This is a genomic window from Janthinobacterium lividum (assembly GCF_011601275.1).
GTDB classification, from domain to species: domain Bacteria; phylum Pseudomonadota; class Gammaproteobacteria; order Burkholderiales; family Burkholderiaceae_D; genus Janthinobacterium; species Janthinobacterium lividum_E.
In genome coordinates this window covers 15,183-30,108 of the sequence record NZ_JAAOLY010000012.1, presented here as the reverse complement: position 1 = coordinate 30,108, position 14,926 = coordinate 15,183, and the positions used below count along the sequence as shown (strand labels likewise).

Sequence of the window (14,926 nt, the reverse complement as noted above, 5' to 3'; positions counted from 1 at the left end):
CTATAGCTCAGCAGGAAGCGTGCCAATGCCGCACACCCAAAAGTGTGTAGAAAATGACCACTTTTGTGGCGTAAAACCGTCATCCGCACCGCTTTGGTGCACTACGGCACTGATTTTGCAGGCAGATGGGGCGCAGGGCAGGTGAGGTCAGGCGTCCGGCGTGACGAAGGGCCGGCAATCGATCGGCAGGTCGATGGTAAACGTGGTGCCCGTTTCCGGCGCACTGTCGACCAGCGCGCTGCCGCCGTGGCTTTCCGCCACGTTCTGCACGAAAGGCAGGCCGATGCCCCAGCCGGCCGCGCTGCCGTCGTGTTCACGGCGCAGGTATTCAAATATGCGCTGCGTCTGGTCCGGTGCGATGCTGCTGCCCGTGTTGTGCACGGTCAATGTCATGCGCTCGTGCAAGCCATCGATATGGATATGAATGGGGCCGTCGTCGCCATACTTGACGGCATTGACGACGAGGTTTTCCAGGGCACGGCGCAGCGAATTTGCGCACCACCAGCCCGTCACGGAGGTGCCGCTGACCACGCATTTGCCCGGATGGCCGATATTGACGCTGTCGGCGACCTGCCGCGCCAGCGGCAGCACGTCGAAGCGCCGCAGGACGAGGGGCAGCTTTTGCCCGCGGTGGTAGCTGAGCGTATCGAGCAATTCCTGGATCATGTCGTCGAGGCGCTTGCCGTGCTCGAGAATTTTCGCCGCCAGCGCCGGCACGTCGGCCTGTTGCGCGCGCCGCTGCAGCAGTTGCGCACTGTTGAGCATGACGGACAGGGGATTGCGCATGTCGTGCGACAGCCCGGCGGCGATGCGGCGCTGGAAACTCTCGTGCATGGCGGTAAATTCCAGGATGGCTTCGCGGATGCCCGTATCGATCGAAGCGTTGATCACCTTCCAATCCTTGCGCCGCAGCGGTACGCCCGCTTCGAGGGCCGCGGCGGCGAAACAGTCGCGGAAAATCTGGTATTCCTGGATTACCTGTTCCGGGCCGTAGCTGGTCATGCGCGCCCGTTCATTGCCGTGCACGGCGGGCGCGTTGGTGTTGCTGGTGGCGTCGTCGCGCGGATAGCCCGGTGTGAGCGCTTCGGCCAGATTGTCGAAGAAGGCGGGCAGGGTGTTGATGAGGATAGGTGTCAGCAGGACGTCGGCGCCGCGCACTTCGGCGCGTACCTGATGCTCCCACTGCGTCAGCACGGCGTCGCGCATGCTGAAGAGGCGCCGCGTGCGCGCGGGCAGGTCGTGCGTGCTCATCTTCTGGTCCGAGGCGTAGGTCATCGCAGCTCCCCATCAACATGTCGGCATGCGCGCCGCGTGGCGCGGGACCTGAAGTATCCTCCAAATCGGTGTACCTGTGGCGCTCAATTTGGCGCGGAAGCACCTTGCATGATGGCGCTCAACTGGCTGAGCGCCGCATCCCATTGTTCGAGGGAAAAGTTTTGCGGATCGTCATGGCCGTTCGCAAAACCCGTATCGAGCACAGCGTGGAAGGCGGGAATCAGCCAGGTGCCCTTGCGCACGCTGGCGGCGATATACAGCAGGGCCAGGCGCTCGTATTGCGCGGGCGTAAAGCCGGGATCCGGCGCCAGACCGTCGTTGCCCTTGCCGCCGCCGGGCACGGAGTTGCGCGGCTGCACCAGTTCCACGTGCAGGAACAGGCCCGTCAGGGACGGCTTGTCCTTTTCCAGCTTGCTGGCATAGCTGGGCGTGCCAAAGTCGCGCACCTGCAGGGAGCCGCCCAGGCGGTTGACATACACATGGCCTTTCGGGCCGCCGCCCAGCGCCGGATTGCGCAAGGTAAAGTCGTTGAAATCCCAGCTGGCATCGTTGATGTGCGCGGGAATGGATTCCGTCAGGAAATTTGGATAGCTGGTGTCGTGGATGACGAAGTAGCGGGCCATGGGCGCGGCGAGCCGGCCCGGGGCGCGCGACAATGGCGCGTCAACGGGGCCGCCCAGGTCCGCTTCGCTGATCGCTTGCTGCGCCAGCCAGGCGCGCAGGCGGGCCGGGACGATGCCAGTGCGCTGGCCGATGTGAGCGGCAAGGAAGGGAGGCAGCGGGGCGCTGTCGCCCAGGCGCGCATACAGTTTCACAGGACGCAACAGGCACGTCGCTTGCGCCCGCGCATCGCCTTTGAAGCCGCTTTTCCAGGCGGCATACGGGCAGGCGGCCTGCTTTTGCGCGGCGGCCGGCAGGGACAGGCAAAGCAGAAGCAGCAGGGCAGGAAGTCGTTTCATGCGGGCATTGTCGCCGAAGCGCGGCGTGCGGCACAGGCGCACACGCGAAAAAAAAGCTGCCCGCAGGCAGCTTTCGTGAGGACACGGGCGGTTGTTGAGTTAAAACGCCACGCCGGCCGATACGACGAAGGTGCGCGGCGCGGCCAGCACCAGGCTGCCCGCGTCGAACGAGGAGACGGCCGAGGCCCAGTAGCTGCGGTCGGCCACGTTGTCGATGCGCGCGCGCAAGGTCACGTCATGTCCCGCCACCTGCGTCAGGTAGCGCGCGCCGATGTCGACGCGGGTCCACGATGGCAGCTGCTTGCTGTTGGCCAGGTCCGCATATTGCGTCGAGGTGTAGACGGTGCGCGCGTTCAGGCTCAGGCCGGGAGCGCCGGGCACATCCCATTCGCCGCCCACGCTGAGCTGTGTTTTTGGCGCGCCGATGGCGTTCTTGCCATTGTTGGCCGGCTTGTCCGTCTTGCGCAGTTCCGTATCGAGCCAGGTCAGGCCGCCCAGCAGGCGCACGCCCGCCATCGGCGTGCCAAAGACGGACAGTTCCAGTCCCTGGTTGCGCTGTTCGCCCGACAGCGTGGCGCGCGAGCCGACCACGGCCGGCAAGGGCTTGGCCGTGGAAAACAGGGCGGCGCTCATGCCCAGCTTGCCGCCGTCGTACTTGATGCCGATTTCCTTCTGCTTCGACTTGTATGGCGCAAAGACTTCGCCGAGGTTGCTGACCGGGCGCTGCGTTGTGCCGTCGAAATAGCTGCCGCTGGCAACGGGGCCCTTGACCAGCGCTTCGATGTAGTTGGCGTACAGCGACACGTTCTTGCCGGCCTTGTAGACGATGCCGGCCACGGGCGTTGTGGCGCTCTTGTCATAGCTGGAATATTGCACGGCCGTGCCATAGGCATACGCCGCGTCGCGAATCTGCTGGCGACGCAGGCCCACGGTCAGCAGCAGCCGGTCGTCGAGGAAGGCCATGGTATCGGCCACGGCGTAGCTGTTGAGGATAGTCTTTTGCGTCAGGCGCGGGTCGCTCATCACGCCGCCCGAGTTCGCGGGCAGGGTGGGCGGCATGGCCACGTCCAGCGGATGGTAGATATTCGCCGGCAAGCCCGCGTAATCGCTGATCGCATACGCGTTTTTCGCCTCATTCCAGTGCCCGGACCAACTGGCCACCAGGGTGTGCCGGACAGCGCCCGTGTTGAGCTTGCCGCGCACGCCCAGTTCGCCCGTGCGGATTTCCTGCTTGCGCGCATTGTCGAAGCGGTACACGCTGGCGTCGCCATTGAGCGCGCTCAACGTCGGCTGGGCCAGGCTGTTCGCTTCCTTCGTCGAGCGGCTGCCGAACGCGGCCCAGGCCACGACATCCTTGGCAAGGTCGACTTCGGCGCGCGCCGTGCCGAACACGTCATGTTCCTTCGAATAGCTCCATGGCTGGGCAAAATTCTTCGACGCATCGGGCGCGCCCGGCAAGGCCGTCAGGCTGCCCGTGTTGATGGAAGGGCGCGGCGCCGTCAAATCGAAATTCTGGTAGCCGGCGTCGGCGGACAGGCGATAGTTGCGGCCGCGATAATCGAGGCCCACGGAGAACATGCCCACGTCGTGGTCTTCGCGCTTGATGCCGGTTTCGCCCTGGCGCTTGGCGGCGTTCACGCGCACGCCGAATTCCTGGTGCTCGCCAAAGCGGCGCGCCACATCGATGGCCGCGTAGGCATGGCCGCCCGATTCCACGCCCACGGTCAATTCCGTCAGCGGCGTGTTGCCGGCGCGCTTGGGCATCAGGTTGATGGCGCCGCCGATGCCGCTGCCGCCAGGCGCCGCGCCGTTCAGGAAGGCGCTGGCGCCGCGGAACACTTCCACTCTTTCCAATAGTTCCGGCGAGACATATTGGCGGGGCAAGACGCCGTACAGGCCGTTATACGCCACGTCGTCCGAATCGAGGGCGAAACCGCGGATCACATACACTTCCTGGAAATTGCCGTAGCCGCGCGACATGCGCACGGCCGGATCGCTCTGCAGCAAGTCGCCCACGCTGCGCGCTTGCTGGTCGGCAATGAATTGCTGCGTATAACTGGTGCTGCCGAATGGCGAGTCCATCATGTCCACGGAACCGAGGATGCCCATGCGCCCGCCGCGCGCTACCTGGCCGCCCGCATACGCCTTCGACAAGCCTTGCGCCGACGCATCGGCCGAGGCGTTCACGACCACCGTCGGCATGGTGGCCGCGTCGGCCGCCGGGGCGGTTTGCGCATGGGCGGCGGTACTGGCCAGCAAGAAAGCGGCCAGGGCGAACGGGGTGGGTACGGGGCGGAAAGTGCGCATGGAGTTATCTGGATATTAATGAGAATGATTATCATTATATTCCAGCGCGGCGCGGCGCGTGGAAAAGTGTGAGAAAGTGATAAAAAAGTCGTCATTCGTACAACACCTGGGAGCCGGGGTACTGGAATCTGGCGCAACAAGGCGCGCCAGGCGATACCTTGTGGGTTTATTAATGTGTACCTGCAGGTTTCGCTAGAATAGGCCATCGCGCCCGGCGCCCACAGGAATCCGCATGCCATTGCAACGCCATCTACAGTCCGCTGCCATGCATCTGCGGCGGGGCTTGAGCCTGAAAGGCGCGGCCGTCGCGCTGATCCTGGCCATGCACGTGCTGGGCCTGTATTTCCTGCTCCTGCCGGCGCGGCAACTCAAGCAATACACGGAAGTGGCTTTCATGACCTTGCTGCCGTCCCGGCCCGTACCGCGCACGCCGCCGATGGCCTTGCCGTTGCCGATGCCAGCTCCCGTGCCGCGCACGCGCAGCAGTGCGCCGCCGGCCACGCCGCCCGCCCTCTACGCGCCGCCGGCCTTGGCGGCCGAAACCATCACTGTCCCCGCCGAAGAATTGCCCGCTGCGCCGTCCACGGCCGACTTGCGCACGCGCGCCCGGCTGGCGGCGGGCGCCGCCGACAAGGCCCTGCGCGGCGAGCTCAAGCAAGACAAACCGTGGCTGGCCGCAGCTGACCTGAAGAGCGACAGCAGCTTCCAGAAGCTGGTCGCCTCGGCCTGGCGCGGCGGCCCCGTCATCCGCGTGGAGGAATACCTGACGGCCGACGGCCGCCCCGTCACGCGCGTCGTCAGCGCCGGCGGCGCCACTTGCTTTGGGCTGGACGCGAACCCGGGCGCGGGCGCCGATCCGTTCAAGACGGGCGGCAAGGTCAAACGCGTACCTTGTCCCGGTTAAATTCCCCTATCGAAAGCATGGTTTAGCCGGCCATTGCGGGGCAGTCGCCCCCGGCCAGGCGTCAAATATGCTAAGTTGCGTCTGCAAATCTTGTCGACACGACCCAGGACGCCCATGCCACCCGAACTCCTCATCCTCGCCCCCAGCCCTTCGGCTGCCGTCAACGCGCAACTGGAGCAGCAATATACCTGCCACCATGCATGGCAAGTGCCGGCGGATGAACGCCACGCCTGGCTGGCCGAGCGGGCGCCGGCCATCCGCGCCGTCGTCACGACGGGCGCGCTGGGCTTGAACGCCGCCGACATGGGCTTGCTACCCGCATTGGAAATCGTCGCCGTCAATGGCGTGGGCCTCGATGGCGTGGCGCTCGACGTGGCGCGCGAGCGCGGCATCGCCGTTACCACGACGCCGAACGTGCTGACGGACGACGTGGCCGACATGGCGCTGGCCTTGCTGCTGGCCAGTGCGCGGCATGTCGTGGCACTCGACCGTTTCGTGCGCGATGGCGGCTGGGAACGCCGCGAGGCCATCGCCCCCGCATCTACCTTGCGCGGCAAGACGGCCGGCATCTTCGGCTTCGGCCAGATCGGGCAAGCCATCGCGCCGCGCCTGGCCGCCTTCGGCATCCATGTGCGCTACTTCCAGCCGCGCGCCATTGCCGGCACCAGCGTGCCGCGCGCGGAATCGCTGCTGGCCCTGGCGCAGGAAAGCGATTATTTGATCGTCTGCGCGCCGGGCACGCCGGCCACGCGCAAGATTGTCGACCGCACCGTGCTCGACGCGCTCGGTCCGCAAGGCACCCTGATCAATATCGCCCGTGGTGCGCTGATCGACGAAGACGCCCTGATCGCCGCCTTGCAGGATGGTCACCTGGGCGCGGCCGGGCTCGACGTGTTTGCGGACGAACCGCGCGTACCGGCTGCCTTGCGCGCCTTGCCCAACGTCGTTCTCACGCCGCACGTGGGCAGCCTGACTGTGGAAACGCGCCATGCGATGGGGCAACTGGTCGTCGATAACCTGGCTGCCCACTTCGCTGGCTTGCCCTTATTGACACCAGTAAGCGTATAAGCCCGGAATGCACCGTTTTAATCAAGCATGAATGAAAGAGTAGCTATGGAATTAAGTAAATCGCTGTTGCGCACGCGCGGCGGGTTGGACAGCGGCAAGGTGGGCATGATCGAGCTGTTCTTCGATCTCGTGTTCGTGTTTGCAGTCACGCAACTGTCGCACGGCTTGCTGGCGCACCTGAGCGCCATGGGCTGGCTGCAGACGGGCTTGCTGTTGATGGCCGTCTGGTGGGTGTGGATATTCACCTCGTGGATCACCAACTGGCTCGACCCCGAGCGCATTCCCGTGCGCATCAGCCTGTTTGCGCTGATGCTGGGCGGGCTGATCATGTCGGCCTCGATACCGGAAGCGTTCGGCACGCGGGGCCTGGGCTTTGCGGGCGCCTACGTCGCCATGCAGGTGGGCCGGCCCCTGTTCGCCTGGTGGGCCGTGCGCCATGAAGCGCTGGCGCGCCGCCGCAATTTCCAGCGCATCGCCCTGTGGGCCGCGTTTTCCGGCATCTTCTGGATCGCCGGCGGCGCCGCCGCACCCGAGCAGCGCATCTTCTGGTGGGTCGCGGCCCTGCTGATCGACCTGGCCGGACCATGGATGCTGTTCGGCATGCCGGGCCTGGGCCGCTCGACGACGGCCGACTGGGACGTCGATGGCAACCACATGGCCGAACGCTGCGGCCTGTTCGTCATCATCGCCCTCGGCGAATCCTTGCTGGTGACGGGCGCCACGTTCGCGGGCCTCGAATGGACGGGCGCCAACTGGCTGGGCTTCCTGTCGGCCCTGGTGGGCAGCATCGCCATGTGGTGGATCTACTTTGACACGGGCGCCGAGGCGGGCCACCACCGCATCGCCCACTCGAAGGACCCGGGCAGCATCGCGCGCAAGGCCTACACGTATATCCACGTGCTGATCGTGGGCGGCGTGATCGTCTCCGCCGTGGCCGATGAACTGGCCCTCGTGCATCCGGACGAGGCGAGCTTCGCCGGCATCAGCGCCTTGCTGGGCGGCCCGATCCTGTACCTGCTGGGGAATGCCTTGTTCAAATGGGTCAGCAGCGAGCGCGCCGCGCCGCCGCTGTCGCATTTACTGGGCATTTTGATCATCCTGGCGCTGATCCCGATGGCGTACGGCCGTTTGTATTCGCCGTTGACCCTGGCCTGCATCACCAGCTGCGTGCTGGTCCTGGTGGCCGTGTGGGAACATATGGCGCTGCGCCGTCCGCCGCCGGAGATCGATCCTTGACGTCTGTGTGAGCTTAGCTGGACGGCGCGATGCCGTCCGGATCGCTGCGCGCATCGAGTTGCAGCTGCAAGAACGCCAGGTCCAGCCAGGCGCCGAACTTGGTGCCCACCTGGCGCATTAAACCCACTTCTTCGAAGCCCAGCTGCTTGTGCAGGGCGATCGAGCCGGCATTGCCCGCCTCGATGCCCGCCACCATCACATGCTTGCCCAGGCCGCGCGCCCGCATAATCAGTTCCCCCATCAAGGCCTTGCCGACGCCGGCGCCGCGGCTGTCGGCGCGTACGTACACGGAATGCTCGACCGTGTGGCGGAAACCCTCGAACGGGCGCCAGTCGCCGAACGAGGCGTAGCCAGCCACCTTTTCCTCTGCATCGATGGCGACGAGCACCGGATAGCCGGCCCGCTCGCGGTCGGCCAGCCAGGCGGCGCGGTTGGCCGCATCGACCGTCCGCTCATTCCAGATGGCCAGGGTATTGCTGACGGCATCGTTGTAGATGGCCGTGATGGCCTCGATATCGCCCGCGTGGGCATCGCGTATGCGCATGTTGATCTCCTTGCTAGTCGTCTACTATAATGGACAAATCATAGAGTGCCGCCCACGCCTTGTCCAATAAAATCCGAATTGAAGCGGGAAAAGAGTCCGATACATGTCCACTAAACCAGACGAATTGAACCAGCGTATCGGGGCCAGGGTGCGCCTCGAGCGGGAAAGCCTGGGCTGGTCGCTGACGGAGCTGGCGGCCCGCTCGGGCGTGTCGCGCGCGATGGTGCACAAGGTGGAGCGCGGCGATTGCAGTCCCACGGCCACCTTGCTGGCGCGGCTGTCAGGCGCCTTCGAGCTGAGCATGTCCGAACTGATCGCCCGCGCCGAGATGCGCGAAGGGCGCCTGCTGCGCAAGATCGACCAGCCCGTGTGGGTCGACCCGCAGAGCGGCTATGTGCGGCGCCACGTGTCGCCCGCGTCGGACATGCCGCTCGACCTCGTGCATATTACCTTGCCGCCGGGCGCCGTGGTGGCCATGCCGGCCGCCGCGTATGTGGCGCGCAAACAGCTGATCTGGGCGCTTAGCGGCAGCCTCGTCTTCATCGAGGGCGAGACCCGCCACGTGCTGGACGAGGGCGACTGCCTGGAGCTGGGGCCGCCGGCAGATTGCGTGTTCCGCAATGAAACGGCCACCGCCTGCACCTATGCCGTGGCCGTATTGAAGAACTGAGGCTCAGCCAGCGTTACAGCGCTACAGCGCTACAGCGCGCAGCTGGGCAATGAAGGCGCGCGCGGCGGGCGCCTGTTCGTGGCGGCGGAAGGCCACGGCGATTTCCGAGCTGATCTGCGGTGCTGCCAGCTCCCGGAAGCACACACCCGGCAATTGCACGCTGGCCATCACGGAATGGGGCACGATGGCGCAGCCCACGCCCAGCGACACCTCCGTCAGCACGGCCACCAGGCTGCCGGGGCGCGACACCACTTGCGCCGCAAAGCCGCCGCGCCGGCTCACTTCCAGCGTGCCCAATTCCTGTTCCGGCACGATGAACGCCTGCTGCGCCAGCGCGGCCGGTGCCGCCACATCGATTCCGGCGAGCGGGCTGTCGGCCTGCACGGCCAGCACGAAGCGGTCGCGCAGCAGGACCACGCAGTCCAGTGCGTCCGGCAAGTGCAGGGGCGGGCGCACGAACGCCAGGTCCACGCGGCCCTGGTCCAGCAAGGCGGGCAGGGCGTCCATCGCGTATTCGCGCGCGCTGATATGGATGCCGGGGTGGCTGGCGCGAAAACGGGCAAACTGGCCTTGCAGCACGCCCGAGTAGGCGGCCGACGCCACATAGCCGATTTCCAGCCGTCCCAGCTCGCCCCGGCCCGCGCGCCGCGCCACGTCCTGCGCCTGCGCCAGTTGCCCCAGCGCGCGCGCAGCCTCGATGACGAACAATTCCCCGGCCGCCGTCAGGGCCACGGCGCGCTTGCTGCGCTGGAACAAGCGCGTGCCCAGCAGCTGTTCCGTTTCCTGCACCTGCTTGGTCAGCGCGGGCGGCGAGATGCCCAGTTCCGCGGCGGCGCGCGCGAAGTGCAGGCTGTGCGCGACGGCGAGCACGCAGCGGAAATGCCGCAATTCCATGTCTTTGTTTGTATTCACCATGGGTAAATTATAAGGCGCTTCTCTTATAACAGGAAATAACACAAGCCTGCTTAAAATACAGGCATGAAAAATACCAACTGGGTTTTATATACGTGCTCGGGCGTGTGCGCGCTGATCATGCTCGACACCAACGTCGTCGCCGTCTCCCTGCCGTCGATCGCCCGCTCGCTCAACGCCAGCTTTGTCGACGTGGAATGGGTGGTCAGCGCCTACATGCTGGCGTTCGCCTCGTTCCTGTTGCCCGCCGGCAGCATCGCCGACCGCCTGGGACGGCGCAAGGTGATGCTGTTCGGCCTGGCCCTGTTTGCCCTGGCGTCCTTGCTGTGCGGCCTGGCGTGGACGCCGTTCGTGCTCAACGTGGCGCGCGCCATCAAGGGCATCGGCGCGGCGCTGCTGCTGACGTCCGCGCTGGCCGTCATCGGTCACACCTTTCACGCGGAAAAGGAGAGGGCGCGCGCCTGGTCCGTGTGGGGCGCGGCCATGGGCGTGGCCATGACGGTGGCGCCCCTGCTGGGCGGCCTGGTCACGAGCGCCATCAACTGGCGCTGGATTTTCTACCTGAACCTGCCCGTCGTCGCCATCCTGATGCTGCTGGTGCGCAGGCATGTGGACGAGTCGAAGGATGCCTCCAACGCCAGTTTCGACCCGCTCGGCGCGGCGCTGTTTTCCGCCGGCCTGTTCTGCATCATCTGGGGCTTGATCGACGCCAGCGTGGCGGGCTGGTCCAGCCGCGCCACCATGCTGCGCTTTGTGGCGGGCGCGGCGCTGCTGCTGGTCTTCGTGCTGGTGGAAAGGCGCCAGCGCGCGCCCATGGTCGATTTATCGCTGTTTGGCCGGCGCGTGTTCGTCGGCGCCGTGCTGGGCATGTTCGGCTACGCCATCGCCGCGCAGGTGATGATGACCTTTTTGCCGCTGTACCTGCAGAACGGTTTCGGCTTTTCCGCCGTGCTGGCCGGCTGCGCCATGCTGCCGTTCGCCGTCGCCATGGTGGTGTTGTCAAGGCTGGCGCCGCGCGCCATGCGGCTGCTGGACGACCGCGGCATCCTCGTGACGGGTTTGCTGATCGTCGCCGCAGGCAACGTCGCCACGGCGCTCGCCGCCGCCAGCCTGCAATACGGCTGGGTGGCGGCCGGCATGGTCGTCACGGGCGCGGGGGCGGGATTGCTCAACGGTACGACCCAGAAGGCCATCCTCGCCTGCATTCCCCGCGAACGCACGGGCATGGGCTCCGGCATCAGCACCACCACGCGCTTTGTCGGCATCGTGCTGGCCGTCGGCGCGCTGGGCGCCGTGCTGTCCATGCGCACGGCCGCTTCGTTCGAGAAACTGGCGTGGCTGCACGGCTTGAAAGCCTCGCCCGAGATGATCGGGCGCATCGTGGCAGGCAACGCGGCCGACGCCTTCGGCCAGCTGCCGCCCGCGCTGCAAGCCGTGGCGCAGGAAGCGGCGCGCCACGCCTTCATCGACGGCTTTGCCAGCGTGCTGTACCTGGCTGGCGGGCTGGCGGCCGTGGTGGCGGCGCTGGTGTTGGTGCTGGCCAGGCCGCTGGAAAAAATGTAACTGTTCAGCAATATTCAAGTAAACGGCCTCTGCTTGTAATATGATGCCATCGAGCAATACATGGCATTCATATAACTACCGCAGGGAATTGTATGCGCAGAAAACGCATTATCATCACGAGCGTGCTGGTCGCAGTCATCGGCGTGGCCGCTCCCCTGAGCCTGGCCTTTTACCTGTCGTCCGTGCGCGCCGAGCAGGGCGAGCAGGAACGCCTGCGCCTGCTCGCCGGCTACGCGCTCGAGCGCGCCCACCGTTCCATCGCCTCGGCCAGCGCCGCCCTGCGCAGCGCCGATGCGCTGGACCTGGCGCCGTGCTCGGAGGCGCATATCCAGCAATTGCGCCGCATCACCATCACCACGCGCAGCATCGACGATATCGGCTACGTGGAAAACGGCTTGCTCAAATGCACGTCCACGGGCATCGAAGAGGCGCGCATCGCCGTCACGCCCGCCGGTTTCACCCTGGCCAACGGCATGGGCATCGATTTCAACCTGCGCCCCGTCGTCAGCGGCGGCAAGCGCATGGTGGGGCTGTCCCACCGCGCCTACAAGGTGCTGATCGATCCCGTGCGCTTTTCCGACGTCATCGTCGACAGCGATATCCAGATGGCCGTGGCCATCGGCAAGGAAGGCGTGCTCGACACCTTGCACCATCCGGACCCGGCGCAGGTGCAACGCCTGCTCGCCGGACTGCCGGCGGCCGTAGACGCCGCGTCCGACGGCAGCATCCATGCGACGCTGTACCGCGACGGCTTGACGGCCGTCATGATCGAGCCGCGCAGCAAGCTGAACGACAGGCTGCGCCGCGAACAGCTGCTGCTCCTGCCGCTGGGCCTGCTGATGGCCGCCTTCATCGTCGGCATCGTCGTGTGGCTGTCGCGCCGCCGGCTGTCGCTGCGCGGCGAGCTGGAAACGGCGGTCGAGCGGCGTGAATTCTTCGTCCACTATCAACCGATCATTGCGCTCGACACGGGCGTGTGCGTGGGCGCCGAGGCGCTGATACGCTGGCGCCGTCCCGACGGCAGCATGATACGGCCCGACCTGTTCATCCCCGTGGCCGAGGAAAGTGATCTCATCTTGCCCATCACGGACCAGGTGATCGCTTGCGTCATCGCCGACATGCGCGCCGCGCTGCTGGCTGACCGCGAACTGCACATCGCCATCAACCTGTGCGCCAGCGACATCGAAACGGGCAGGGTGCTCGACGTGCTCGAACGCGCGCTGGCCGGCACGGGCATCGAGGCGCAGCAGATCTGGCTGGAAGCGACGGAACGGGGCTTCATCAATGTGGAGGCGGCCCGCGCCACCATCGAAAAAGCCAGGGCACGGGGCCACGCCGTGGCCATCGACGACTTCGGCACCGGCTATTCCAGCCTGTCGAGCCTGCAAAACCTGCCGCTCGACGCCTTGAAAATCGACAAGTCCTTCGTCGACACGATAGGCACGGACGCGGCCACCAGCAGCGTCACGCCGCATATCATCGCCATGGCCCGCACCCTGAACATGCTGATCGTGGCCGAAGGCATCGAAACGCAGCAGCAAGCCGACTATTTGCTGGAACGCAAGGTCGAATTCGGCCAGGGCTGGCTGTTCGCCAAAGCGCTGCCTGCCGCGGAATTCCTCGCCTTTTACGCAACCCGCCGCCTGCCATCGCCCACATGAAACAGCCACATTTTCCCTATCCATTGCAGCCGCTGCGCGTACCGGGCGGCTGGCACATCACCGTCAACACTCTGTTCGAGGTGGAGCCCGGCCCCGAGACCATGCAGTGGTTCAGCAGCGCGCTGCTGCTGTGGGGCAGCTGCCGCGACAGCGGTTACTGCTTCAATTCGCATTTTGAACCGGAAGACGATCCCGCCGGCGAATTCGTGCTGGAGATGGGCAAGGTGGCATACGACCGCCACGGCAAGATCGTCCAGGGTAGCGACGCCTTCCTCGGCGAATTTCGCACGCGCAGCAAGGCGGCGTTCGTCGCCCGGGTCGAGCAATTCATGCAGGACCCGGCAGCCTAGGTTTTACTGCTTGCGCGGCAACACCACGTCCTGCCCGCCTTGCGTGAGCACGGCGCCGGCGATCTTGCCCGCGGCATCGCGCGTAAAGGCCAGGTCCGCCTCGATGGCGCGGAAGAAAAATTGATCTTTCGCGCTGGCAAACAAGGGGGCTGAGCCGACGCCCGTGCCTGCCGCTTCCAGGCCATGCTTGCCCAAGGTCACCGTCAACGTGAAATCCTTGGCCAGCAGATACTCGCCCACGTACTCGGCCAGCGCGGCACGCGGCAATTCGATGGCGGCCAGCGGCTTTTTCAGCGGCGGCAAGGGCGTGCCGGGCAGCAAGGCGGACAAGCCCAGCGCGTCGATATCGCGCGCCGCGTTCGTCAACACCACCACGCCCCGCTTGCCATCCGTCGTGAACGCCGCATAGCTGGTGTAGCCGCCCGTCTGGCCGCTGTGCCAGGCGTAGCTTTGACCCTGCCGCTGCTCCAGCAGCCATGCCAGGCCGATTTTCGTCTCGCTGTCGGCACCCAGCGAACGCTGCGGTTTGACGCCCAGCGCATATGGACGCAGCGGCTTGAACATGTAGGCTTGCAGGTAGGCGACCATGTCGCGCGCGCTCGAATACACGCCGCCGGCCGGCGCCACCACGTTCAAGTCCCAGGCCGGTGTCGCTTCGCCCGAAAGCTGGTGGCCGGGTGCCAGGCGCGCCAGCATGCCGTGCGTGGGCTTGTTCGACGTCGAGCGCATGCCCAGCGGCACGGCGATGCGCTTTTGCAGCAGCGCTTCGTAGCTGGTGCCGGCCTGTGCGGCCAGGGCTGTGCCCAGCACGGCGTAGCCGATGTTCGAATAGTCAAATTTCGTGCCCGGCGCGTGGGGCAGCTTGTAGGCGGCGAGAAACTGCCGCTGCTTCGCTTCCGTGTAGTCCGCATACGGATTGGCGGGGTCTTTGGGCGCGAAATTGTCGGGCAGGCGCGGCAGCGAAGAATAGTGCGTGGCCAGGTCGAGCAGACTGATCTGCTTGCCGTCAAAGGCAGGCATGGTGTACCCAGGCAATACTGCCGCCACCGGTTCCTCGAGTGTCACCTTGCCATCGACGACAGCGTCGGCCAGCAGCAAGGCCGTCATGGTCTTGGTGACGGAACCGATCTGGTAGACAGTGTCGGCGCCCGGCTTGCTATTCTTGCCTGCATGCACGCTGCCAAAGCCGTAGACGGCGCTGGTCTTGCCGTCGATCACGGCGATGACGATGCTCGGGTGCATGCCTGTGCGCGTGAGTTCCTCGGCGCGCTGGCGTACAGCGTCGTCCAGGACGGGCGCGGCCAGGGCGGCGCTGCCGATGAGGCAAAGGGGGAGGAGGGTAAAAGTGGGTGTCATGGGAACCTTGTTCACGGTGGGCCGTATACCGCCAGCGCCTGTGGCTGGCATTTATGAGGAAGGATACGGCCGCAACATGAAGGCTGCCTGAGTTTTATGTCATTTTTGCCAGTATGCCAAG

13 protein-coding genes are annotated in these 14,926 nt (G+C 65.7%); 7 read left to right on the top strand and 6 right to left on the bottom strand.

From position 1 onward, the window contains the following. Window positions 1-147: 147 nt before the first annotated feature. The 3 genes from GYK42_RS18320 to GYK42_RS18310 all read right to left on the bottom strand — a co-directional run bounded on the left by GYK42_RS18320 (window position 148) and on the right by GYK42_RS18310 (window position 4,541). Entirely contained in the window at window positions 148-1,275 is a 1,128-nt protein-coding gene (locus GYK42_RS18320; protein ID WP_166448663.1) for a sensor histidine kinase, read from the bottom strand. Window positions 1,276-1,358: 83 nt separating this feature from the next. Then, window positions 1,359-2,234, bottom strand: coding sequence for a hypothetical protein (locus tag GYK42_RS18315; RefSeq protein ID WP_166448662.1), 876 nt, complete (start codon window positions 2,232-2,234; stop codon window positions 1,359-1,361). Window positions 2,235-2,333: 99 nt separating this feature from the next. Next, complete coding sequence (locus GYK42_RS18310) at window positions 2,334-4,541, bottom strand: TonB-dependent receptor (protein WP_166448661.1); 2,208 nt, start codon at window positions 4,539-4,541, stop codon at window positions 2,334-2,336. Window positions 4,542-4,773: 232 nt separating this feature from the next. On the opposite strand from GYK42_RS18310, the gene GYK42_RS18305 reads away from it, so the two are divergent. The 3 genes from GYK42_RS18305 (at window position 4,774) to GYK42_RS18295 (ending at window position 7,749) form a co-directional block, all read left to right on the top strand. Beyond that, the gene (locus GYK42_RS18305; RefSeq protein WP_166448660.1) at window positions 4,774-5,445 is read left to right on the top strand and encodes a hypothetical protein; all 672 of its coding nucleotides are present in this window, start codon (window positions 4,774-4,776) and stop codon (window positions 5,443-5,445) included. A gap of 114 nt (window positions 5,446-5,559) precedes the next feature. Next, window positions 5,560-6,513, top strand: a complete 954-nt coding sequence (locus GYK42_RS18300) for a 2-hydroxyacid dehydrogenase (RefSeq protein ID WP_166448659.1) — start codon at window positions 5,560-5,562, stop codon at window positions 6,511-6,513. Window positions 6,514-6,558: 45 nt separating this feature from the next. Next, complete coding sequence (locus tag GYK42_RS18295; RefSeq protein WP_166448658.1) at window positions 6,559-7,749, top strand: low temperature requirement protein A; 1,191 nt, start codon at window positions 6,559-6,561, stop codon at window positions 7,747-7,749. Between the two features lie 13 nt (window positions 7,750-7,762). Here GYK42_RS18295 and GYK42_RS18290 read toward each other — a convergent pair whose 3' ends face one another. Further along, window positions 7,763-8,293 (bottom strand): GNAT family N-acetyltransferase, encoded by a 531-nt coding sequence (locus GYK42_RS18290; protein WP_166448657.1) that lies wholly within the window; start codon window positions 8,291-8,293, stop codon window positions 7,763-7,765. 103 nt (window positions 8,294-8,396) lie between these two features. Here GYK42_RS18290 and GYK42_RS18285 point away from each other — a divergent pair, with 103 nt between their 5' ends. Then, window positions 8,397-8,963 (top strand): helix-turn-helix domain-containing protein, encoded by a 567-nt coding sequence (locus GYK42_RS18285; RefSeq protein WP_166448656.1) that lies wholly within the window; start codon window positions 8,397-8,399, stop codon window positions 8,961-8,963. 21 nt (window positions 8,964-8,984) lie between these two features. Here GYK42_RS18285 and GYK42_RS18280 read toward each other — a convergent pair whose 3' ends face one another. Continuing rightward, complete coding sequence (locus GYK42_RS18280; RefSeq protein WP_240943657.1) at window positions 8,985-9,878, bottom strand: LysR family transcriptional regulator; 894 nt, start codon at window positions 9,876-9,878, stop codon at window positions 8,985-8,987. Window positions 9,879-9,941: 63 nt separating this feature from the next. Here GYK42_RS18280 and GYK42_RS18275 point away from each other — a divergent pair, with 63 nt between their 5' ends. The 3 genes from GYK42_RS18275 to GYK42_RS18265 all read left to right on the top strand — a co-directional run bounded on the left by GYK42_RS18275 (window position 9,942) and on the right by GYK42_RS18265 (window position 13,449). Continuing rightward, window positions 9,942-11,438 carry an MFS transporter gene (locus tag GYK42_RS18275; RefSeq protein ID WP_166448655.1) on the top strand — a complete coding sequence of 499 codons (1,497 nt, stop codon included), beginning with the start codon at window positions 9,942-9,944 and terminating at the stop codon, window positions 11,436-11,438. A gap of 92 nt (window positions 11,439-11,530) precedes the next feature. After that, complete coding sequence (locus tag GYK42_RS18270) at window positions 11,531-13,099, top strand: EAL domain-containing protein (RefSeq protein ID WP_166448654.1); 1,569 nt, start codon at window positions 11,531-11,533, stop codon at window positions 13,097-13,099. Further along, window positions 13,096-13,449 (top strand): hypothetical protein, encoded by a 354-nt coding sequence (locus tag GYK42_RS18265; protein WP_166448653.1) that lies wholly within the window; start codon window positions 13,096-13,098, stop codon window positions 13,447-13,449. Before GYK42_RS18270 ends, GYK42_RS18265 begins: the two co-directional genes overlap by 4 nt. Before the next feature lie 3 nt (window positions 13,450-13,452). On the opposite strand, the gene GYK42_RS18260 is transcribed toward GYK42_RS18265, so the two are convergent. Continuing rightward, the gene (locus GYK42_RS18260; protein WP_166448652.1) at window positions 13,453-14,805 is read right to left on the bottom strand and encodes a serine hydrolase; all 1,353 of its coding nucleotides are present in this window, start codon (window positions 14,803-14,805) and stop codon (window positions 13,453-13,455) included. Between the last annotated feature and the right edge of the window lie 121 nt (window positions 14,806-14,926).